This window comes from Cellulosilyticum sp. ST5 (genome assembly GCF_046529625.1).
In the GTDB taxonomy this organism is placed as follows: Bacteria; Bacillota; Clostridia; order Lachnospirales; family Cellulosilyticaceae; genus Cellulosilyticum; species Cellulosilyticum lentocellum.
In genome coordinates, this window is record NZ_CP132338.1 from 3,456,795 (window position 1) to 3,480,788 (window position 23,994).

Annotated in this window: 18 protein-coding genes; 1 reads left to right on the forward strand and 17 read right to left on the reverse strand. The window is 32.6% G+C overall.

Going from position 1 to position 23,994, the window contains the following annotated elements; translation table 11 throughout:
• Positions 1 to 133 precede the first annotated feature (133 nt).
• From QTL86_RS16775 to QTL86_RS16835, 13 genes are all read right to left on the reverse strand, one after another.
• Entirely contained in the window at positions 134 to 397 is a 264-nt protein-coding gene (locus QTL86_RS16775) for a Txe/YoeB family addiction module toxin (RefSeq protein WP_410495513.1), read from the reverse strand.
• Positions 390 to 659, reverse strand: a complete 270-nt coding sequence (locus tag QTL86_RS16780; RefSeq protein WP_127065295.1) for a type II toxin-antitoxin system RelB/DinJ family antitoxin — start codon at positions 657 to 659, stop codon at positions 390 to 392. The genes QTL86_RS16775 and QTL86_RS16780 overlap by 8 nt, the downstream gene beginning before the upstream one ends.
• Before the next feature lie 202 nt (positions 660 to 861).
• Positions 862 to 1,074, reverse strand: a complete 213-nt coding sequence (locus tag QTL86_RS16785; RefSeq protein ID WP_207669756.1) for a DUF6440 family protein — start codon at positions 1,072 to 1,074, stop codon at positions 862 to 864.
• Positions 1,075 to 1,185: 111 nt separating this feature from the next.
• Complete coding sequence (locus tag QTL86_RS16790; RefSeq protein ID WP_410495514.1) at positions 1,186 to 1,623, reverse strand: NUDIX hydrolase; 438 nt, start codon at positions 1,621 to 1,623, stop codon at positions 1,186 to 1,188.
• A 28-nt stretch (positions 1,624 to 1,651) separates the two neighbouring features.
• Complete coding sequence (locus QTL86_RS16795; protein WP_410495515.1) at positions 1,652 to 2,083, reverse strand: hypothetical protein; 432 nt, start codon at positions 2,081 to 2,083, stop codon at positions 1,652 to 1,654.
• Positions 2,084 to 2,478: 395 nt separating this feature from the next.
• Entirely contained in the window at positions 2,479 to 6,897 is a 4,419-nt protein-coding gene (locus QTL86_RS16800; RefSeq protein ID WP_410495516.1) for a hypothetical protein, read from the reverse strand.
• Between the two features lies 1 nt (position 6,898).
• Positions 6,899 to 7,633 (reverse strand): DUF6063 family protein, encoded by a 735-nt coding sequence (locus tag QTL86_RS16805; protein ID WP_410495517.1) that lies wholly within the window; start codon positions 7,631 to 7,633, stop codon positions 6,899 to 6,901.
• A complete protein-coding gene (locus tag QTL86_RS16810; protein ID WP_410495518.1) occupies positions 7,617 to 9,134 on the reverse strand; it encodes a replicative DNA helicase in 1,518 nt (505 codons plus the stop codon). Before QTL86_RS16810 ends, QTL86_RS16805 begins: the two co-directional genes overlap by 17 nt.
• On the reverse strand, positions 9,131 to 10,141 hold the full coding sequence (locus QTL86_RS16815; protein ID WP_410495519.1) for a Wadjet anti-phage system protein JetD domain-containing protein: 1,011 nt from the start codon (positions 10,139 to 10,141) through the stop codon (positions 9,131 to 9,133). The genes QTL86_RS16810 and QTL86_RS16815 overlap by 4 nt, the downstream gene beginning before the upstream one ends.
• 275 nt (positions 10,142 to 10,416) lie before the next feature.
• Entirely contained in the window at positions 10,417 to 10,536 is a 120-nt protein-coding gene (locus QTL86_RS16820) for a hypothetical protein (protein ID WP_410497318.1), read from the reverse strand.
• A gap of 259 nt (positions 10,537 to 10,795) precedes the next feature.
• Positions 10,796 to 11,296 carry a hypothetical protein gene (locus QTL86_RS16825; protein WP_410495520.1) on the reverse strand — a complete coding sequence of 167 codons (501 nt, stop codon included), beginning with the start codon at positions 11,294 to 11,296 and terminating at the stop codon, positions 10,796 to 10,798.
• 337 nt (positions 11,297 to 11,633) lie between these two features.
• Positions 11,634 to 11,861: a DUF2922 domain-containing protein gene (locus QTL86_RS16830; protein ID WP_410495521.1), complete on the reverse strand. Its 228-nt coding sequence runs from the start codon at positions 11,859 to 11,861 to the stop codon at positions 11,634 to 11,636.
• A gap of 36 nt (positions 11,862 to 11,897) precedes the next feature.
• A complete protein-coding gene (locus QTL86_RS16835; protein ID WP_410495522.1) occupies positions 11,898 to 12,092 on the reverse strand; it encodes a hypothetical protein in 195 nt (64 codons plus the stop codon).
• 646 nt (positions 12,093 to 12,738) lie between these two features.
• On the opposite strand from QTL86_RS16835, the gene QTL86_RS16840 reads away from it, so the two are divergent.
• The gene (locus QTL86_RS16840) at positions 12,739 to 15,135 is read left to right on the forward strand and encodes a UvrD-helicase domain-containing protein (protein WP_410495523.1); all 2,397 of its coding nucleotides are present in this window, start codon (positions 12,739 to 12,741) and stop codon (positions 15,133 to 15,135) included.
• 44 nt (positions 15,136 to 15,179) lie between these two features.
• Here the strand turns inward: QTL86_RS16840 and drmB are convergent, their stop codons facing one another.
• From drmB to QTL86_RS16860, 4 genes are read right to left on the reverse strand one after another with little or no spacing between them, the layout of a single operon-like run.
• Positions 15,180 to 16,970, reverse strand: a complete 1,791-nt coding sequence (drmB, locus tag QTL86_RS16845; protein WP_410495524.1) for a DrmB family protein — start codon at positions 16,968 to 16,970, stop codon at positions 15,180 to 15,182.
• 1 nt (position 16,971) lies between these two features.
• The gene (locus QTL86_RS16850; protein WP_410495525.1) at positions 16,972 to 20,094 is read right to left on the reverse strand and encodes a helicase-related protein; all 3,123 of its coding nucleotides are present in this window, start codon (positions 20,092 to 20,094) and stop codon (positions 16,972 to 16,974) included.
• A gap of 12 nt (positions 20,095 to 20,106) precedes the next feature.
• The gene (locus QTL86_RS16855; RefSeq protein ID WP_410495526.1) at positions 20,107 to 22,521 is read right to left on the reverse strand and encodes a UvrD-helicase domain-containing protein; all 2,415 of its coding nucleotides are present in this window, start codon (positions 22,519 to 22,521) and stop codon (positions 20,107 to 20,109) included.
• Positions 22,514 to 23,986, reverse strand: coding sequence for an Hsp70 family protein (locus QTL86_RS16860; RefSeq protein WP_410495527.1), 1,473 nt, complete (start codon positions 23,984 to 23,986; stop codon positions 22,514 to 22,516). Before QTL86_RS16860 ends, QTL86_RS16855 begins: the two co-directional genes overlap by 8 nt.
• Positions 23,987 to 23,994 lie beyond the last annotated feature (8 nt).

Consider the following 23,994-nt stretch of genomic DNA (forward strand, 5'->3'; position numbering starts at 1 on the left):
CTCCCATAACGTTCTCTTTTTATATTTATTGTAGCAGCTTATATATAAAAAGGCTATTCCCTCCTATTTTAAAACAAAAAAAGTGATAACCCTGTATTCACTATACTCGGCTATCACTTTTTACCTAATAAAATTATTTATCCCTATAATGTGATCCACATTGTATGATGATAAGTTTATTATCGGCTATTTTATAAACTATTCGATTACATTCATCAATTCGTCTGCTCCAATAGCCACTAAGATTGCCTCTTAACGGCTCTGGCTTTCCTATTCCTTCGTACTTATTACGATCTATATCTTTTATGAGCTGATTAATTCTTTTTAGTGTTTTCTTATCTTGAGTTTGCCAATATAAATAGTCTTCCCAAGCCTCTTCATCCCATATTTTAATCATCATCAACCTCAATTAAGTCATGAACTACTCCCGCACCTGTTTCTACACGCTTTGCGGCCTCTATAAGACGATTTTGGTTAACCTCTGAATAAAAAGGATCATTTCCTAACCCGATTTCAAATGGTATTCTATTTTCTCTAATAACAGTTTTCACAAATAAATTAATAGCAACAGATGTATTCATACCTACAGCATTGCAAAATGCGTCAAATTGCTTTTTAACATTCTCATCCATGCGTACACTCAAAGTTGTTTGTGCCATAAAACCACCTCCTACTTTATTATAGTTAATTTTAATACATTATATTCACGTTTGCAATACATTGTTCGTACATTCAATATATTTTTTCTCCCATAACGTTCTCTTTTTTTATATTCATTGTAGTAGCTTATATATATAAAGGCCATTTCTAAAATTAGCATTTGCTAGCTTTAGAAATAGCCCTCTTTGGTGTAAGTCATGCCTACTCCTGTACAACTGGAGTTATAACCACCTTACCTTCAGCATCTAAAAGTGGTGTTATACCCTCACCTGCTGTACCTGAAATTACTAAATAGTTGACTCCTGTTTCTTGGTCAAGAAGAATGGTAGTTACACCACTAAATCCAAATGCTTCTTCACTGACTACCTTAAATCGTTTTGCTTTCTTATCTTTCTTTACCTTTTGCTCGAACATCATGTGCTCCTCCTTTAAAGTCTAAAACTTCTATTTTGTATTTCGCTTACTTCTTTATTATGAGTCTCCGGATATATCATCAATATTACAATGAAGTTTTTCACAGTTAACTTATTCTGTTTTCCCAAAACCAAACTGCCTTGCTTGTTCTATCATATGTCCAATATTTCCTTCTCCTGCGAAACGATTTATATCAAAGAAATTCTCATTCATATCAAGCCAATAAAGTGGATGGATCTCTTCTTTTAAATCCACTTCTTCTGCTAATTGTCCCACATATACTTCTACATAACAATCTTGATTGTAGTAGGTAAAATCCATCATATGAAATAATTGAATCTGCCCTTTACGAATACCAGTTTCTTCTTCTAGCTCACGATATGCTGAAATAAACCCATCTTCTTTCGACTCAATTTTGCCACCAACAAAATTATATAAGCCTTTATAAGGGTCTTTTCTTCTTTTACAAAACAATACTTTATCTTTGTATTGGTTATAAACCATAATACAGTTATATCCTTGCATAATTCCTCCGTTTCTTCTCCTCATATATAGTGAAAAAGTCGCTTCCCTATAGTTACTTAGACGTTTGTATTAATTTTAAATCTGCAGCGTAGTATCTCTTACTTACCTTTTTATTATTTTCGCATATAAAATAATTCCACTCTCGGTCCTTAGAATGATAAGTAACAGTATGAATTATCCCCTTGTGATATGTTATATTTTTTGCATTAACAATAACCTCCACCATGTCTCCTTCTCTAAATAATGGTGGCTTTCTACCTACTTGAATATCCTTCTCACTTAATGATATTGCTATATCATATAGCCTATTATAATCTGCTAGCACTTCTAACAACCATTCTTTCTGTATGCCACTCGATATTCCTTCTAGCAAGTACCAGCCCACTGTAAATTGAACTTCTTCATCTGTAATGCAACTTTTAACACACCTTAAAAGTTCTTCTTTGTACCACTTCACTCTTTCAAGCGTTCCGCATACAAACAACTACTCGCCCCTAACTATCTACATTGCCTTTTATGATATATTAAATTTAACATGCATTTTTCTTTCTGACTATACAAAAAAGGCCATTTCTAACATTAGTTCTTGCCAATGTTAAAAATAGCCTTATGCATCTAACTATATAAGTATAATTGCTTTAGTTTGTTAAACCACATATTTAGCACTTACCTTAGTAGGTACTAAACTACCTTCACCTAAAGCATTTGAAACAATAATATCTGTTATCACTCTAGGATCTCATCACTTGTAAGACCTTCTTTTGGTTTAGTGATGAATAATTACCGCTACTACCTCATGTGTTTTCATCTTAATTGCTCTTTTTATACCTTACTAATCTTTATCATATATCATCTTTGAATCTTGACGTTATTATTTATTTAGAATAAGCTCATTTGCGTGCTACTACCTAATACACTTAATGCTACTGGATCATTATCTATAAAATATGCCTTTTTAATTTCTTGTTCCTTTGAAAATATAGATGTCTTATAATCTGCTGTAGATCTTAACTTACAGCTGTATACAATAGGGAAATATTTTCGTATAAAGTCACCTTCTGAATGAGCAGTAAGAGCGATGATTTGAAAACCTATTTGCTTGGCAATGAAAAAGACTGGTTCTAAAACATGACTACTAGAAGCTTTTCCAAACGGATTATCTAAAATTACCACGCGATTGACCTTGTTTGGTTCGTGTGAAATATTTTGCTTCTTTTCTGCCAGGTAATTTAGAATGCCTAAATACAGTGCCATATTCTTACTCCACTTTTCCCCTCCTGACCATTTAGTAGAGGATTCCCATGAAAACATTTGGGTACTAATATTATTGAGATTACTTACTTTTCTACATCTTACTTTAATACTATCATTCCCCATAACTACCTTAAGAAGTTGCTTCAGCTTAAATTGCTCTTTGACGTATTTCTCAATTTTTTGAGTATCTTCTCTACCCTCTGCTGTTAAATAAAATTCTCCATCAATATCATCTAAAAGATGATTAATATGTTTACGTATTTTCTCTTTGCTTTCACTTTCTTGCCAACTAGGTACATTAAACTCGTAGATTGCCTTCCATCCTTCTTCCGTTTTAACTCTTGTTTTTTGTGGAATTTCCTTAAGCTCTGTTGCTACGCTAGTCAGATAGGTATATAGATGAATAATAAATTGGGAAATAATCTTATCATGGTCTTGTAAATCTTTTTGCAAAATAATAACTGTTGCGCTAATGCGCTGAACCATCATTTCTTGCCATTTAATGAGTTCCTCATATCTTTCCTTTTGACTAATCCCCTGGATGGCCATATGCCTAAGCTTGCTATCACTAATTTCTTTTTGACAAAAACTTATAAACTTTTCTCGTCTTATATCTAACTTATCCTTACACTCTTTTTCTAACTGATATAACTTCTCAAGCTCGTTTAGCATCTGCATAACGGTGGTTTCTAACATATACGTTATCTTTTCATTAATGTCTTCCTCTAATACCCCTATCTTAACCTCTTGAGCCCCATAATTATATATCTGATCCTTTTTATCCATAAGCTGTATTTGTGTTTTTACCTGCTCTAAAGTTTGTTCACCCTTTTGACTTTGCTCATATAAGTACTTTTCTTTTTCCTTAAGTTGTTTTTTTGCTATAGCTACTTCTTTTTTAGCTTGTTCACAGTTTTCAACAAACTGCTTAATGACCTCTCCACAGCTCTCATATTCACTCTTTTTACTTTGATACATTTGTTCTTTCTTATCATAATCCGTTTTTGCAGTTTTCACTCGTTCATCTAAATCCTCTAATGTAATTTCTAGTTTCTTAATATCTTGAGTCAGCTTTTCTATAGCACTAGGATACTCTATACTATAGGCTGGAATTTCTTCATGAACTTCCATTTCTAAAATTCCCTGATTAAAATTCTGTTCATTACGACTTAGATTTTCTTGGTTTTGCTTAATAGTTGATTCTATCTCACTGCGCCCTTTTTGTTTCTTTTCTAAACTATTCTTAAGCTCCTGTTGTTTTTCTCTTAAGTATTGAATAGATGCATTGGTATAAATGGCCTCATGAGTTTGTACTTCTTTATAAAGTACATCATCCTTAACTTTGCCTATCTGTGTTAAGCATTCACCTATTTTTCCCTTAAGTTCATCCAATGCCTCAAGTATATCTTGCAAATCCCGACTTAGTTTTACTATGACTTTTTCTTTCTCCATACTTTGACTATTTAGTAATATTCTTTGTTTATCGTATCCCTCATTTTCTCGCTTCAATCTCATATACTGATTTGCTTCTTTTACTTGTCCTTCTAAAATATGTTGTTCTTGCATCTCAATATTTAGGGTGCTCTTGATAGCTTTACTCTCTTCTTCAATCTTCTCACTTTCTTGCTTATGTACTTCTATGCTTCTTAATAGTTCATTTTCTTCATTACTTAAGTGCTCATATTGTTGCACCAATGCAACATATTTATCATGAGGATACTTCTCAAAGAAATTCCTCACATAACTTAAACACTGCTCCACTTGTTTTAAATGAGCATCTTTCTCCTTACGTTTCTGAATAAATGTCTCTAACTTTTCACGAGCCTGTATTTTTAACATTTTAAACTTTTCAAGTTGCAAAGATTCCTCCCAAATAGTTGGATAAATCATTTCTGAGTGCTTCATACCTTCTTGCAGTATCTGATTGGCTTGAGATAAAGTAAGGATTCCAATAGGATAAGTCATCTTATGCTTTTGAGTTTCTATTTTCTGGAGGAGTTTTTCCTCTTGTCCATCAGCTACAATGACTAGTTCTGCCCATTTAGGTTCCTTTTCCATAGCCTTTCTCTGTATATCATTTTCTAAGTTTTGAATAAAAGCAGTTCCTGATTGTAAAAAGGAAAATTCCATATACCACTTTTCTATCCAGTTTTCTAAAAGTGGCTCTGCTGTAAAATACTCATGACTCTCATAACTTTCACAAAAACGTGACTGCTGTCTTTCCTCAAAAAGAGCAGCTTCTTTTTCTTCATTTAACTTCTCTACTCGCTCCTCTAGGGTATCCATAACCTGCTGAGGCTTACTATAAATAGAAGTTAGGCTATAAAATATAGATAAATTTTTCTTTACCTCAAGAAGTACTGCCTCTGCTTCCTCTTCTATATTTTTAATTTGCATCTGAACCCTATTTTTTTCACCATTACAACTGGCACGCTGATTATTTTTCTCCTCAATTATTCCCTTAACTTCAGCTTGTCTTGCTTCCTTTTGATTAAGCTGTTGTCCTAAATCTATTTTATGCGCCTCTATTTCTGCGATTCGCTTTTGCCATGCTTTACTTTGTACTTCTATTCCTTCATGAGTGCTTTGAGCTAATATAGACTCCTTAATGCGCTGCATTTCCTTTTGATTTTGTTCTATACTCCCGATTAATTTATTAATATCAGCTTTTAGACTTTGATTTTCACTTTCTATGTATGCTTTCTCGGTCTCAATACTCTTCTGCCTTTCTTCTTCTCTTTCTTTCTCATTTATGGCACGTTGTTTTTCTTTAGCAAAACAAGCCAACTGTTCTTCAAAATACCCTTTAAGAAAACTACTATTTTCTTCTAACTGCTCTTTTAACTCATCAATTTCCTCATCATTATCTAAAGCTGCAAGTTGCTCTTTAGCTACCTGGATTTTTGCTATAGCCTCCTCCATGTGATGCTTAAAACCTGACAACTTTAAGAGATGGCGTTTCTGCTCCTTAGATACCTTTAACCTTTTTTCTTTTTGATAAAGCTCATCTTCATTTTCATAATTTTCTCTAGCATTTTCCCAATTTACCTTTGCCACTGTTATCTCAATGAGCTTTTCTTTTCTCTCTAGAACTTTCTTTTCATCTTCTGCTTTTTCCTGTTCAGCTCTTAAATTTCTTAAACTTTCTTTAAGCTTATCTTCTTGAACTACAATAAGTCGCCATAGAGCTTTGGCCTTTTCTTTTTTATTTTCATAGGCTGTAAGCTGCGTATCATATAAGGCAGATGCATTTACATAATCATCTATTTCCTTCTTAATTCCTTCACTTTCCTTAATGCTACGTTCTAATTGTTTATGCTTTTTGAAATGCTCTCTTTGACTTTCGAATGTATCAGCAAACTCTTCACTCCCTTTGCCTATTAGCCCCTGTTCTACTGTAGGTAATAGAAGTTTTTCTACTAAATCATTGGTACTCTTGCACCCATCAAAGAAAGCATCTACACCCCCTTCTTCACCATTAATAAGTGCAATGCTACGCCATTCCTCTGCAATAATTTTAAAATGTTCTTCTATGTAAGCATGGAAATCCTTATTAGTAGTAAAGACCTGTGCATTCATGTATTCTTTACTCATCCTCTGGTAATAATTCCACATTTCACCCTTATCAGCTGCTCTTTTTTCTCCTCCTTCTTCATATTGAGTAAATGGTAAATTTTCTAGGCTATGTTTATCACCTACTCCATATTCATAGACATATTTATAAGACTTTAATTCATTATTTTTTAAATAAAGTGTAACTGCAGTTAATGCGTAGCGTCTTGGCTTATCACTAATAATCCACTCAATAGCAATGTGAGCTGCTTCACCTTCTAAAGAAAAAGTTTCTTTGACCTTACGTTCGCCTAATTCACTATGAGGTAAAACTGCCTGCAAAGCAGCTTGGATAAAAACTGTTTTTCCTCCTCCATTTTCAAGCAGTACTGCCATATTATGTCCTGCGCACTGGAAAATCTCATCATTATAACGTTTGTTACCATTTTCATAAATCAAGTTGCCATAACGTAACCTAGAAATTGATGCCATCCTATACCTCCCCCTTTTCGTACTGATACATAAAATCTAATAAGCCACGATTATACTCATAATCCATATAATAGCGCTGAATAATGACTTTTGTTTTCTCTGTTAGTTCTATCTCATTATTCCCAATATCCTTTACCATATCTTGCTTTTCTAAGAAGCTTTTCACCATATTTAAGAAACTAATACGACTATTGGTATTACCTGTTTGCCTTTTAGCTTTTTCTTTAACATCATCAATGGCCATCCATTTTTCCAGTATTTTTGTCCAGTTATACTCTTGCTCTTCTTCTATTTTCTTAAGGTTTTCTTCATCGATTTGCTTTAGACTCTCAAATCTTGTATTCACCGCCGCAAGCCACTCCTCCATATTAATAAATCCTCGTGTTGGCTCCTGACTTTGATAGCTATTATAAAATTCTCCTAGTAAAATAATAATGCTCACATACATTAAATAAATATCTAGATTTGTAGCGCCATTTGGTAAATAGAGTTTTTTAATTAGTTCATTATTCATATGAAAGGGTGAAGTTGTTGCTATTGGTACTAAATAAAGCATATCCCCTGCCATAATAATAGCGGCATCATCTTCTCTAGCAAATTGGTTAACTAACTCCTCAATCTGTTCCTCTCTTGTATAGCTTTTCACTTCTGCTCTTGGCAAACTTCCTTCTCCAACTAATCTCATATAGATTTTATGGGCTTCTATAATCTGCTCATGTTTATACTCCACTGACATCCTCTCCCTCCACTTCTATGGTTAAATCAATGAACATATTCTTAATTTTAAAGCGTGATACCTTTTGTACCTCCTCTTCCCTTTCAATCACTTTAATGGTATTAGTACTCTGACTTAGAGCTTCCTTAACACCATATAATAAGCTATCTTCCTCTATTTCTTTTAAATCAATAGGTGACTTTTGGTGTAAAATAATCCAAAAATCATAAAAAAGTCGCCTGGATAAAAATACCTCTTGCTTCTCCTCTAATTTCGTACATACTTCTTCTAATGTAATTTTACTTCTTCCATCTAAAATCACTAAAACCTCTTCTATAATCTGCTTAAAATAAGCTTGTATTACTTTTTTATCTTGGTTTAAAACTTCTTCCATAGCAGCTTCTTGATAAGCCTTTCCTTTTTCTCCTTCTTCACTTTTTTCTATACGTTGCTTTTGAAAAATATTCAAAGGATACCACTGCTTCGTTTGTTTGATTTTGAAAAAGGGATCAATCAAAGGCTTACTACTTGCTAGTGGGAGTGGCTTACCTAATAGATAATTTGCAATATCTTGCTCGAAATTAAAGCTATCAATACCAATAAAATAAAGTGCTTGTTGTGCCGCTTCTAATGCATGTGACCTAAGGACAATGCTCTCTTGTAATAACTTCCTATGTTCATGATGTACTTTCTCTAAGTTGTTATCTATCTTCAATATAAGTTCATAAGCTTTTTTATCTTTCTCATTTTCTATTTGATACTTTAAGCTATCCTTAGTCTGCCTAACAAAATCACGTAATTCATCAAATTCTTCATTTTCTCTTTCAAGCCTTGTATTAATATCTTCTATTAGACCTTTATAACGGTTATAAGTTTCCTCAGACACAATACTTCTACTTACTTCATTTTTAATCTTTAATAATCTATCTCTTAAGGCTTCTACGGCTAAATTCATCTCATCCACCTGCCTCAAGGCACCTACAAATTCTCCCTTTTCTAACTGTTTACGAAGCAAAAGTTGGCTAATAGAGATTTGAAATTCACTAAAGTACTCGCGGCTTGAAAAGATTAACTCCAAGCCCGCTTCATCTAATATATAATATTGTGTATTAGATTTTAAATCCGAGCGTCCTGCTTTTAAAATAGAATAGTAAATCGTTTCTTCTTTCCGAGTCTCCCAATTATAAAAGGTTTTGCTGTTTCTCTTACCTGTAGCTGGTCTAAAGACATCTATCACTTCTCTAGCTAACTCTTCAAACTCCTCCAAATTAAGCTGAATTCTATGCCTAGTCTCCTCATATAGAAAATAGGCTAACTCTTTCGTTCCACATGTTTTCTGACGCATGATCATATTCTCAAAGAAAAAAAGTAAAGTAAGCATGCCTAACTCATAATAAGGGATTTCTATTTCATTATGATCTTTCTTATTTTTTCTTTCTAATCTATAAAGTGGATCATATAAAGCTATTCTTTTTATACGTTCACCAAAGTGCTCCATCACACTACTTGCATTAATACTCATGATAATGCCCTCCAGATATTCAAAACTTCTTCTTTACATAGTGCTTCTTGCGGGTAGTAATAACCGCCCTCTAAAACTTCCTTTATCTTTAAACCCTGTTCATATGAAAATCTTGTAACAAAGTTCTTTAGAACTTCTTCCCGTCGTTCTTGATTTTCTTTCCCTAAACTCTTTTCTCCTTGAAGTAATGCTTCATAAAAACTTACGGCTAGTTTGGCTTTATCGGAAATACTCTCATAAATAGCTATCCCTTCATAATCTATATCCCCGAAATAATAAAATGTATTTTTTTCACTCTCTATATCTAATTGCTTATATACCCCTTCAATACCTGCGACAATCTTCCAACCAGCACCATAAATAAGGGAAGTAAACTGTGTTTGATTTAAGAACCCCAATAATAAATAAAAAGTAGATTTATTTTCTACTATTAAATGTTGATGGTTTAATCCCTGTAAAGCTTTTTTATTAACTGCTAGCATTAAAGGGTCTGCCTGTTTACTAATCTTTATATACTCCCATACTTTAATACGTTCTAATAACTTCTTACCTCCTCCTTCATCTATCCATTTCTCATTATGAACTATTTCATAAGCACGCTCTGGTGAGGTGGCTTCCTCTTTAGGTAGCCCTTTTTCTTTAAAATAAGTATCTATTTTTTTAATAAAATATAAATCCTCCTTCCACTCTTTCTCCGATAAACTTAAATAACTAGATAAGTTAATGTGAGCATCTACTTTTCTTTGCCATCTATGTATTTCTTCTATAAACTCCATTTTTAGCTTTTCTTTATTGATACGATAAGTATTATATAGGACATACTTACTACCATTACTGCCATGCTTTTTTATTGGGACTAAAATTTCTTCTTTCTCTAGTTCCTCCATTAGCTTAGCGAACTCCTCATATTGTGTATCCCCTGGCAACTGCTGTTGTATTTCAAGCAGTGCAATGGTTTTGGTTTTCTTTAAATGCTTCTTTAAAATCTCTAATAACTTATCCTTCATGTTAACTCTCACCTCAATTTTTAGCTGCTTAATAATAAATTTATGTACTCACATTATTAACACAAGATTATTTATTAAGAATATTAAAACCTATATTTATTTTACTTCAAATTATTTAGTTATTACATGAATTAATTAATTTTATATGAATAATATATTTTTCCAACTGGTCTATCTGTATTTCCTATTTTAATAAACACTTTTTAACCATCTCAAAAGAGGCATCTTCTAACACTAGCCTAAGCTAATATTAGAAGATGCCTCTATAAGCCTCATTATGAAAGAGCGATTGCTTCAGTTTGTTGAACAATGTATTTAGCATCTACTTTTTTAGTTACTAAACCCTCTTCCCCTAAAGCATTTGCTGCGATGATCTCTGTCATTGCTGTATTGATTTCACTTCCTGTACGGCCTTAAACTTCGATAACTTATTGCCATCATTCATTACTCATTACATTAATTAATATGTTCCAAAGACAAACTAAATAATGGTATTATTATACTCTATCATATTATAAATTTTAATTACAATTTGAGAATTACAATTTGATTTTATATATAGAGATTTTGCATTTCATCATTTGAACACCAAAATTTTTATACCCAAATAATAGTTTAGCAAAAAAGGGTTACTACTCATTTTATTTAAAGCAATTATGCCCTTTTATAAATAGTTTTAGCATCTGCAAGTAGACTCCTATTTAACTGTAGTTTCCACCCCTGCATTGTTGGATGCCACCTTTTATGAACCTGAAATTGCTCCCATGTCAACTCATAAATCCCCTTAAGTCCATAATCATTATCAAATAGACAAATAACAACATACTCAAAGAGTTTTTCATCTGGTTTATCTGAATCTGGTGGCTCAAGACCATAAAACACACTGGTAGCATTACTACTAACTGATTTAATTGTATATCGCTTTCCTTTCCTACTTACTGCATCTATTCCTTTTGTTCCAATTTCTGTGGCTAATAAATTATCTAGAGATGGTGTATTATTGTAATAATCGATAACAATATGTTCACCCACTTCACCTATAAAATTTTTTGTGCGCATTACTCCTCTTGCTTTAAGTGTTTTTATAATTTTAGAATAAAGCTCCACCATATCCATAGTAGAAAAATCCTCAAAATTAATGTTTTTTAACTCCATATTTTCCCCATACTTTCTCTTCAGTTCAGCTAAAACTGAAATCTCATGATGTAGGTGTCTAATTTCTCATTCAACTTCCAACACCTTTTTAATCTAACTGTGTTTCATCTATTTTCTTTCAATATAAATAAAATATAGTTCTTACTATAAGACATCATATCCATTTAACTCATTAATGAGTGCGATTAATGCTCTTTTCTCTTCTTGTCTATCATTAATCAGTAAACTTCCATAGCATTTTCTTGTTTTATATTTATTGTAGCAGCTTATATATAAAAATGCTACTGCACATACTCGTCTAAAACTAGTATGTGCAGTAACATTTTATGTGATTTCATTATGCAAGAGCAATTGCTTCTGTTTGTTGAACAACGTATTTAGCATCTACTTTTTTAGTTACTAAACCATCTTCCCCTAAAGCATTAGCTGCGATGATATCTGTCATTGCTGTATTGATTTCACTTCCTGTAAGACCTTCTTTTGGTTTAGTGAGAGTAAGTTTTACTTCCTTACCAGCACTTGTAACAAAAGTAAGTACAAGGTTTTTCTTTGTAATTTCTGCCATGAGTGTTTCCTCCTTTCCTTAAAAATAGGTAGATGCTTACTCCTCAATAAGAGTCGTTTCTTCTACCTTTGTAACTGCTTCAAGCTCTTCATTAAGTAGTCCTGCTACAGCTATAGCTACTCCATAGAGTCCTTCAACTGAAGCTGATTTGCTGCAATCAGATATAGTCTGACTACCCTTTGCAAGCTTAAGTGATACTTTGACGTTTTTAATATCTGCTGTAATTGCCATCTTTTTCACCTCCTTTTATAATGCTTTCACTTCCATATATGTGATGAAAAAGACGACTCCCTAGTATTATTTAAATTTTTTTCTCTAGACAATAGAAAGTGCTAACCTTGTATATGCTTATACATGGTTAGCACTTTCTTGTGCTTCTTCAGTCCAACTATAGATTTCTCTAGGGTGATGCTCTAGGATTTCTCTCTCAAAAACTTTCATTTTCTCTGATCATATGGCTAAGATTTGGAATGTTTCATTTACTACTAGTATCACATTGCTTACAGTAAGTCCAAGTTCTACTTTTCCTCTCAGTTACAATATCAATTTAAATTCTACTTAATCCTTAATGTAGAACTCAGGTAAGATTTTTACATAGACTAGTAAGATAGTATTGATATATTTTAGTTTTAGTTCTGGTAATTATTATTTAATCTACTTTTACTATAATCTAGCTTTATTAGTTATTCATTTCATCATTAACAATCAAGCTATTTTCTATTTATATAGCAATATACTCTGTACTTACACTCCTATCTTCATGCTATTCACCTCTTAGTAAAGAACTTCTATGGTTTAATTATTAATAGTATTATTTAACGTGCGTATTATGTTGTATAATATTATTAATAATATTACTTAGTAAAGGAATATATATATGGAAAATATAATCTTAAATGAAGAAAAATCTTTACTTCTACAAGTACAAGCTTCCCTTAACAATGCTATAAACGCTCTAAGATTATCTCTTCGTACAGATAACTCATCCTTTCGCACTAACCTACCTCAAAATGAATTTACACTAAGAACTATTTCCTCATATGAAGATATGTTATCTTCTCCTTATTATGCACGTTATGATTTTATTTATAGTGGTGATGATACTGTGACAAAAATATATGTTACTCAAAATAATGTTACCTTTGACTTGCCTGAAATTAATGCAACAATTATTCCATGGCATATGCCACTTGCCCAAACATTGCAATATGCAACCGTAGGATATATTAATCTAGCATCTGAGCATATTGAAGGCAAGTTACTTCTAAAACGTATTATTAACATAAGGGACGGGAAAATCCTTAATTATTCAACAACTGGAGAAACTTCTCTTTCTATTAATGAACCTCTAGCACAAGAAATCCATGATGATATAAAATATGTGGATTCTTACATAACAGAATTACTCAAAGAACATTCTTCAAGTAAATTGAAAACTATATTATCCTCTGTTCAAGTGGAACAAAATAAACTCATTACTGCGCCTAAAGAATCTTCTGTAATTATTAATGGTTGTGCTGGAAGCGGTAAAAGCTCAATTCTTTTACTAAGACTGGCTTATTTAGCTCATCGATATAATGTACCACAAGATGATATTCTTGTATTATCTCCATCAAAACTATTTAAGAATTATATGTCTAAATCATTTTCTGATATTGACCTTTATCAAATTAATACTATGACATGGAATGAACTACTTGTTTCAATCATCCCGTCACAAAACCTACCCTCTAATTTCAATAATCAATTAGAGGAATTTACAAATTTTAAAGACTCTTTAGATTTTATGAAACTACTTGATGTGTATACAGACTATCTTAGGGTTAATATACTAAAGGTCCAAGATATTAAATTATTAGGTACTACTCTAATAGAGGGGACAGTCATTGAAGATATCTTCAATAATCAACTTAGCACTCTTCCATTAAACCAACGAATTGATAAATTCAAAAAACTTTTCAAAGAATATTGTGATAATAGTTTCAAAAAGTTATTAACTGATCTCTATAAAAAATACTTAAGTGAACAAAAAGTACACCAAACAATTATTACTGACTCTTCGGCAATTACAACTATTATTGATAAACTAAATAAGGAATATGATATTATCAAGGATCGACTTAATGATAGCTACACGCTACTAACATCAGCTTATCTTGATCAGCTCGATGCTTTTAATATTAAACACGAATATTTTAACTTAATAACCAATATTCCTCTATTAAAAGAACTTGCTGCTCAAACAAATATCACCTTATCTGAATATACTTTAAACACTATAACTAATGTTTCTTCTTTAGACTTAATACCTTACATTTATCTATACATAAAAATCGTAAAACTTCCTGTTCAAAAGATAAAATATCTCTTAATAGATGAGGTTCAAGATATAAGTCCATTACTGATAAAAGTACTTACATTACTTTTTCCATACTCAATTATTACCTACCTAGGAGATGAAAACCAATCAAGTCTACCTGACTTCAAAATGGATACATTATTAAAAAATAATTCAAATAAGATAAATATGATTAACCTAAATGTATCTTATAGAAATAGCTATGAAATCACACTCTTAGCTAGGGAAGTTTTAAAGAAAAAGAAAGACATTAGAATATTACCAACACCTATTAACCGTTCCTCTGTAACCCCTGATGTCTTAGAGGCTAGTACAATAGAAGGCCTTTATGAACAGATAAATAGCTTATGTATTAGGTATCAAACTACATACACAAGTATAGCAATAATATGTAAAAGCCAAAAAATGGCTAATTCTCTTTATTCTGCTCTTAGTTCACACTTAAATGCACAATTATTAACTAATATGAGTGATCAATATCATGATAGAACAATAATAACGACCATTCACGCTGTAAAAGGGTTAGAATTTGATGCCGTTATACTTCCTGATGTAGATGCCATTAACTATCCTTCTAATTCCTATAACGATTTATATGGAGCTATCACAAGAGCATTACATTGTATTAGCCTACTATATACCGGAAAATTATCACCTTTACTTGATGACATCTCTACGGAAATTCTAGAAAAAAATATTGTGGACTGCATATCTAGAAATGCTACTAATTCTACTGATTTATCACTCTTACAGCAATATGTGTACTCTCAAATCAGTACTATTTATGGTAAAGAAACAGCTCGTTCATATAAGGATTTACTTAACACCCTTTCTGAAGAAGACTTACAAGCTATTGTGTATGAATTATCTAGCGACAGAGAGATCTCCTTAGTTTTAAATAATTATCTTAAATAAAGAAATAGGCATACCACCATTTCAATTTTGGTATGCCTATTTCTTTATTTATGTAATATCTCATTAAAATATCCCAACTCTGGTGATTCAATTATCCCTACTACACTAGCTCTATCAAGATATACATTCCCTTTTTCACAAGCTGTCTCTGGTGTTAGCGTACATGCATGACAAGCTGCCATATTTAACCCATCTACTCCTTGCTCTTTCGAATCAATACAAAGAGGATCATTAGAACACCAAGATGCATTCTCCAGCATATTTCTTAATGTTTTATCTAAACGCTCTTCTTCTCCTTGTCTAACCAAGCCACCTAAACTTCCATCTGAATCAGGGGTAGCTGTGTAAATAAGAATCCCACACATACTTTTATCTGATTCCTCAAATGTAGAGTATATCCTTTCTTTAATAGCTGCACCCGAATACCCACAATCCAAAATAAACTGTCTCATTAATAAATGTGATAATGTATGTAACAATACATATCTTGGAGAAAACTTATTAGTGCGGTACATAGAATCATCCATTCTATTTTTCATTCCCAAATATCTATTTCCTATCTTGCTCTCCCACTCTCTCAATTTTTCTTCTTTTAATTGAATGAATAGTCCTTCTCCAAATAACTCTATACCTGGTAACCAGTTTAGAGGTTGTTTTGACAATGGTGCTATATTCTCATTAGACGCCTTTATTCTCGAAAAACCTGTTAAGACTAGTACTTCCCTTAACTTTCTAGCAAGTACTACTTTTTGAATATATGGCTTAAATACTTCTGGTACAATACCTTCATTAATCCTAAAATGATCTTCACTGACATTTCCTTGCAAAAAGGCATCATATTCATTTTCTACTAACTTCTCAGGCGTCAATTCATTATTATTTTTTTCATGATTAGCTTTTTTGATTATAAATTTAATAACTTCTTCTATACTACAATTACAACGCTTATGAATATCAAATACATCAACTAGAACTTCTAATTTAGGTATATTATCTACATACTGGTCAAGCTTTTCCCAATACTTTTGTACTTCTTCGTTCATTCTTGATGAACTACATGGTGGAATAGAAATAGCACTAATATTTTGTGGAAAATATACATTAGAGGCACCTCGCTGCAATGTTCTAGGTTGTTCACAATCACATACTACAGGATCAATATCATTTAACCAAGGTCGCTTTCCCTTACAACGATATCCTTTTAAAGCATTTTTATCAAATGCTCCTCCCATATTTCTTATCCGTCCACATCCCGGCTCTTTACATTCAATAATAATGCCTTCTAGTCCGCTCTTATGTTCATCATATCGAATACAAATTTTATGGTGCTGTTCATATATAGGATCACCCCTATGTACCCAGTAGGAATATGGAAATTCATCTAAATGTCCTTTTTCACAACCGATGATAAAACGTGATGGAATAAGCCTAGCTTTCTTGCTATTTTGGCCTCTACTACATTTAAAACAGACAGGGTCTGCATTATTCTTAATTCTGAATTCTGTATAATGCTTAACTTCATGGCAATTAGAGCATACCAGCATTTCTGGGAATCTAAATACTTGCATATCAAAATTAGATTTAGTTGTACTATTTTCTGATGAAGTAGTTACCTTAGGTTTAACAAAATAATCTACTCCACAGATTTTTTGTAAGTTCTCCTCACATACTCTATAATGCTTTTCGGACGCATGTGACCAACTCTCTAATCCTGCAATAATAACAGAGTTGTTAGGATAATCCGCTATAGCACCACATCCAAAAGTCGTTAATAATTGACTCTTTCGCTGCTCTCCTATGACTATCTTTTTAACTGAACGTTTTCTATCAAACATCCTATCCCCTCACCTCCATATACATTCCACACACATTATCTACTGTTCTTACTGAGTTCAGTGTAGGCATAGCAACATCAATTCCATAACTAGGTGCTGAATCCTCTGCCTTTGTCAGCAATCCTTGAACATCCGCTTTTGAACCATCATAAACAAGTGCTTTTTCTCCTGCATTTTTCTCCCACTTATCAATAAAATCATCTAGTTCTGTCTTTGCTTCAACATATTCTTCAGCATCCACTCTTTGTATATAATCAAGTATATATTTATATATTTCCTGTACCTTATTATGTTGTGAAGAGAAATTTCTAGCTGCATCATTTCCTCTCATACTAGCAATTGATAATCTTACTATTGATACAAAGGCAGCATGTAGTGCTTTTTCTCTAGCAGGCAACGAAAATGGCGTTACGCTAGTTGCCTCTACGTATTTATATATAGTTTTATGGTAATATAAGAAGTTCTCATAGTGTGACCTATCTCTTGACTTCCATGGTGAATACATTGTGCACACTAACCCAGGTGTATTTCTCCCTACTCTAGATGTTGCCTGAATATACTCAGAATTTGTTTTAGGTTGTCCATTCACGATCATATGACTTAGCCTACCTACATCAACTCCAACAGAAATCATATTGGATGCCAAAATATAATCAAATGGATTTTCATTTGGGTACTTATTCTCCAGTTCTTGCAACGTTGCAGATATTTCCTTAGATGATTTTCTACTCGTAAGTTCTTCAAAGTAGTCATATTTACATTTACTTATAATAGGGTTTTGACATTGCTTAAACTTTTCTCCTACTAAAAACTTATATCTATCTTGAATGTCATCTACTATCGTAACATTTGTACTCCCTAATTCTCTTAATGAGTTAAAGTATCCTGTCAATGTCCAAAACGTATCTATTACTTTACCTTGATATCCTAACTCTACTAAATGCCTAGATGCAAATAACAGAGCCGCATAAGTTCTTATCAGCATCGTTGTTCCACTAAGGCCCGGACATAGTACACCCACATATTTTCTTGCTGGTTTATCATCCGGCGTAGATTCTTTTGCAAAGTAGGAATCACGTATATCAAGTCCTTGTGGTGGAAACTGTCTGTGTTTTGTCCCATAAAGTCCTAGAATTTGTTCTGATGCATTTCTAACGGTAGCTGTAGCAGCAATTATTTTAGGAGGATATTTAGTTCGAGTACATAAATATCTAATAGCTAATTCATATATACCCGAAATAGTTCCTAAAGGTCCTGAAAATAAATGTAGCTCATCTTGTACGATTAGTTCTGGTGGTAGATACTTACCATCTTCACCAAATAAGTTATATATCTTAGGCTCCCACGCCATTCGTGCAAACTTATCTGCCGTAGCAATTATTAACGTTGGCTTTTGTTTATAAATATCCTCATCTACTATATAGAGTGGTAGTTTATCACTAAAAATACATTCTTTGTTTGAGCATTTAATTGACAAACCACCATTTCTTATCTGATAATCATCCTCTGGTCTTATCTCTGCCCCACAATGAGGACACCTGCGAATATGTGTGACGATATCTTGTGCATATATGGTTTGCTCTTTTACTTCTTCTAAGTTCTTTTGCGCCTCTTCAACTGAATTAGGGGTGAAAGCAGAACCTACCCAAAGCCCAATGCTTATCTCGTGGTTTCCTAAATTATTTTGTCGTCTTAGTTCTTCACATGCACATATTAGTGCCGCTGCTCTTTCAAATTGTTGGAGTGTAAGTAATCTTAATGTATATCTCATAATTACAGTTGTGCCAGCACCTATATCACCTTTTGTTATTCTTCTATAAAAAATAGTAAAAGCAACTACTCCTAAATATGCCTCTGTCTTTCCTCCACCTGTAGGGAACCAAAGTAAATCAACAACTTCTCTATACGCATCTTGTTCATCTACAATAGAACCTAAGTTTTGCAAAATAAATGCTAACTGAAATGGATACCATGATATATTAATCTTATCCTCTGATATACCTTTTTGCTTAAGTTGATAATATCTCTGATTGTACATTGCTTTATTTGCTAATTGAAATGCTCTAAAAATATCATCATCCTTATTTAATGTAATAAGATCGATTCCCTGCTTTATTCTATTTAAAGTTTCAACACAGCATTTCATATTTTCTTGTGCAACGTCTTGATATCTTTTCTCTAATTTATTAACTTCAACAGAACGATCCATAATCCACTTCTGATATGAGTCAACTAATACTAATAAGTATTTCCTCAGTTCTCCTTTTGATATCTTGGATAATGCGTCCATGTCTAATAATTCTTCTTTTATCTCACTAGCTGGTTTCATTTGCAAATATTCTGCCTCAGGAATAAATGAAAGGCTTACACTACTAATCCCGTATTTATCCTCTTTCCAGTCAACAGAACATCCATGCCCTATAGCTATATTCTCAATATGTCTATATAGCATCTCTAGTTTTCGCATCTCATTATCTGTAGATATATCAACAGTATTTTTGCGTTGTGTAAAGATACTGTCTATATCATTTTCGGCACATACCTTTAGCCCTACTTGAAAATAAGAAAGCTCTTCGTTATCTATTGCACTATCTTGTGCCTCATTTGAATTTACTAAAGATACTGTTATTGTACGACTACCATCATCATAGGTCTTACGTAAAGTGACATTTACTACAAGATTCGTATTCTCTATAGTATATTTCCCATTTATAGTAGGCTTTACGAGCGGTGTAATTACACAACTGCTTCGGTGCCACCTATCTTCTGTCCAAGATTGGGTAACTATTTCTTTTTCACTTACTCTTGTGTATGTAGCTGCTTCAACATAAATTTTGATCTTTTCTATCTCTGGCTTTAATGTAAATGTCATACCATAAGCGGATGGTACAGATGTATTACAAATAGTAATTATATTATCATCACTCTCTTTACTATCTGAAAGTTCATCCTTTTTTTCTTCTTCTCCACCAACCTTCATTCCTCTTGGAAATAATATTCCTGCAGAATAATACTTACTTGGTCTTTCTCTAATAATTTCTGTTTCTTCAATCGGTCCGATTAAATCTTTCTTTAGAATTTCAATCAGATGTTCTCTGGCCTCATAGTACTTTGTATAGTCCACAGTCCTACCCCCCTAATAATTATCAATCCTAGCAATTCCAACCATAGATATACCTACCCATATTTTATATTCTCCAACTCCCTCTAGTTTTATGTAGCTAGCCTTCTGTCTTACAAAAACATCTTTAAATGCTTTAGGGTAATATTTCTTTATATCCTCTTCTCGATATGTATCATGCAATATTGCTTGTAAATCACTCATAAATTCATCTGACACTTGTCCTATTACGTGGGAATTATGGTAAATAAGATATGTAATATCACCATTCTCAAGATATTTTCTTAATGTTAATTCATCATCCTTATTTATGCTATTTTTAATATACTCTTGAAGCTGCTGTACACTTTCCCCTGAAATTGCTGCTATATGCTCACCTACAAATGATTCAATATTAACATCATTACTACACTTCATCTCAAGCTCACGAAGCTCAAATCTATTACGATTTTTTCTAACAATGCGCTCTCGATTTCCCTTCTTCCACCTAGGCATCTTAATATCAGTGGTATGAAAATACAATTTTTTCTTAGGTCTTGTCATTCCAACATAAAAAATACGTAGCTCTTCTGAACACTCTTCATCTTCATTTTCCCTCATACCATTTTTTATACCTTGCCTATTCATAATTACAACATCAAATTCTCTTCCTTTGGCTTTGTGAATCGTAGATACTGTAACATTTGATTCTTCTTGTTCTTCTTGATATAAAAAATTAAATTTATATGCTTCAAGGCTAAGCCTTAACAATAACTCATCTATTCTTATGACTTCTCTATCTAAATCCATAAATCTTAGTAAAATATCATAATAATAATCTGCCTTATCTTGTTCATTTGTATTATTAAGTAATTCTACAAACTGTCTCCTATTAATAGAACTTGTCCTATATCCTGCCAATACCCTTGCAAGCCATTCTGGTAGTAAACTTTTATCCTGCGGTATTAAAAGATTATGCTTAATATTACTAACTCTTAAATATTTAGATACCTTTAATGCCTCAATATTTCGTCTACATAGAAAGCAATATGTATTATTAATATCGCCTACAAAATCTTCCATATCACCTATGCAATTATTATCATCTTCTGATAATGTATCCATTAAGCTTCTACACTTATTTGCATCATTGGCTTTAAGATGTCCTCTAAAACTATTGCTACTCATTGCTAAACTTTCACATTGTCTATAGTTCTTTAAAAATTCACCAGTTACTAACTTATCTTTGTATCTATTAATTACTTCTGTTCTAAAGTTTATACTAGTTAAACTATGGTCCTTTTGAACACCATTCTTCAGTTGATATCCATTTATACTCTGATATATATCACCGAAAAAGGTAAAACCACAATTTAAATTTTTAAGTAGTTCTAGTAAAAATTCTCCTCTTATACCAATAGCATCTTGAATTTCATCTACAATGAAGTAACTTATATGCTCACTTATATCCGAACATTTATTCATCAGTGCCGTACTAAGTATAATCCGTTCATCATATGTTCCTTTTACCTCATCAATTCCTAATTCTTGTTTATATGTCTCTAGAAGTAATGTTGCAAATGAATCTATTGTACGAATACCATCTTGTACGTAAATTAATTCATCATCGCTATCAGTAAATACACGTCCTCTTATTTCCTTAACTGCAGCCCTTGAGAAGCTCAAAACCAATATCTCTTGTGGATCAATTTTTTCTTCGTTAATCAGATATTTTACTTTTTCTATAAGAGAGTATGTCTTGCCTGTTCCTGGTGGTGCATCTATAAGAAATGACTTATCTGCAGGGGCTTTAATTATCTCTTCTTGTTCTATAGACTTAAAAGCTCCTATATTATTCTTAACACAGGTATCAGCAGTTACTGCGAGCGTATCTCTACTACTACTTAATTCTCTACCAACTATATTTTCAATTGAATTCTCATTATGTACAATTACATCATTTGTGCGAGACACAATTACTACTTCTTTTCTTATTTCCTTTATTGTACTAATTGATTCTGATATTTCAGGTTCGTCATATGTATTTAATAATGACGGTTTATTATTCTCTATTTTCTCCTGCTTCTCACTTCTTTTTAATGTTATAACTCTAGGTACTTTATAATCTCCTATACTTTTATCTTTAGCATATTCCGTGCATGGGCAAGGACATTTTGTGAAGTCACAACGATCTTCCCAAACGAATTCATTTCCCTTCTTTACAATTCCGTTTGTAATCTCATCCCTATGTCTTGAAAGTATAGCACAAGGTATACTCTTTTTTATTTGCTGTTTTTGTAATTCATTCCCACTATAATCTGAGGTAGCTGGTATTGCCAATGCCTTTATTGCCTTTGCCCCTCTTACCTTACCAAAAAATACAAAATCAGAATATTTATCTTTGTTAATTGTATAAATATTTGATTTTATCCTTACATTTGACTTATTCATACTTGTCCTCCTCTTCTAAGGGAAGGTGATAAATATACTTCAGATCTGCATACTCTATTTTTTGCCTAAATATTTCATCTCGTTGACTACTCTTAATACTACATTTAAAAATCCCATCTCCATTAACTTGCGCCTTAACAACAAATTCTTCTTGGAAAAAACCAAATGCTCTTACAACTACATTTCCTATATTTTTATATTCTACAAAGTTGTTTTGTTTTTCTACAAATACAAAATTAGCACTTTTTGAGTCTTCTACGAGTGCTAATTGATATTCCTTTACTTGTGTAGGAATCTCATCCCCAACCTTCAAAATATCCATAATACTGTCATCTGAAAGTAATAAACCTAAGTTCTGATTTAAAACTGTCTTGCCTGGATATTTACTTAGCTTCGCAGCCCCAAATGCGATGTCCCATTCTGGATCATAGGGATAAATAACATTAATATCTTTCCAAACTTCAGCTAGTTTTTCCTGCAAAGGCCTTAGTTTACTAGTTCCCCCTACCATTAAAATGCAGCCCAATTCACTTATGTCTACCTCTGCCAATTGAAGTGCCTTATTAAAAGTATCGATAGCAGCCTTTATTGGGAAGTTGACTAATTCACTAAACCATTCATAAGACATTTTTTCTCTAATTACTCCAAATATACTATATGAATTTAATTGAATAGATACAATATCATCGTCTGAAAGACGCCTTTTTGCTTCTTCACATCTTACCCTTAACTTATCCTTATCTTTTTCACTTACTTTCTCATATGAAATATATTTTTCTCGGGCATCACAAATTCTTTCATGAATCTTTTGAGTAAGAATTTCATCTATATTTTCTCCCCCTAATTCTAATGAGCGAATTCCTAACTCCTTAATAGCCCCTCCGCTATTTTCTACTACTGATACATCTAAGGTGCCACCACCCCAATCAAATATGGCTACTTTCTTATAATGTCCTATTTCTTTGTAGTTTTTAAATATAGCTGCTGTTGATTCACTTATAAAAGATGTAATTTGGATACCTGCCCGCTTCGCTGCCTCACGAAGTCTTTCTCTCTTTTTAGCAGCAAACCCTGCTGGGACTGCAACCACTGCCTCCTTCATTCTTACGGATAATGTCTTTTCAACCCTGTCATTTAATGCATCAAATAACTTACTTGCAATGTCAGTAGGAGTAAACTTTTCTCCATTAATTACCCACACTTTATCTTTGTCAATATCAGCCTTAATTCTTGAAATAATCTCATAATCATCATACATTTGCTGACGCTGTTCCCATAATTCTCTGCCATACACTACTTCACTCGTGTTTTTCTTATTAATCCCAATAATAGATGGGATAGGCCCATCATGGATATCTGCTATTTTTATTTTTCTTATTCCTTCTTCCATCTCCAAAAAACATACTACTGTACTATTAGTTGTTCCAAAATCTATCCCAAACCTATATTCGATACTATTCTCCATTAGATCCC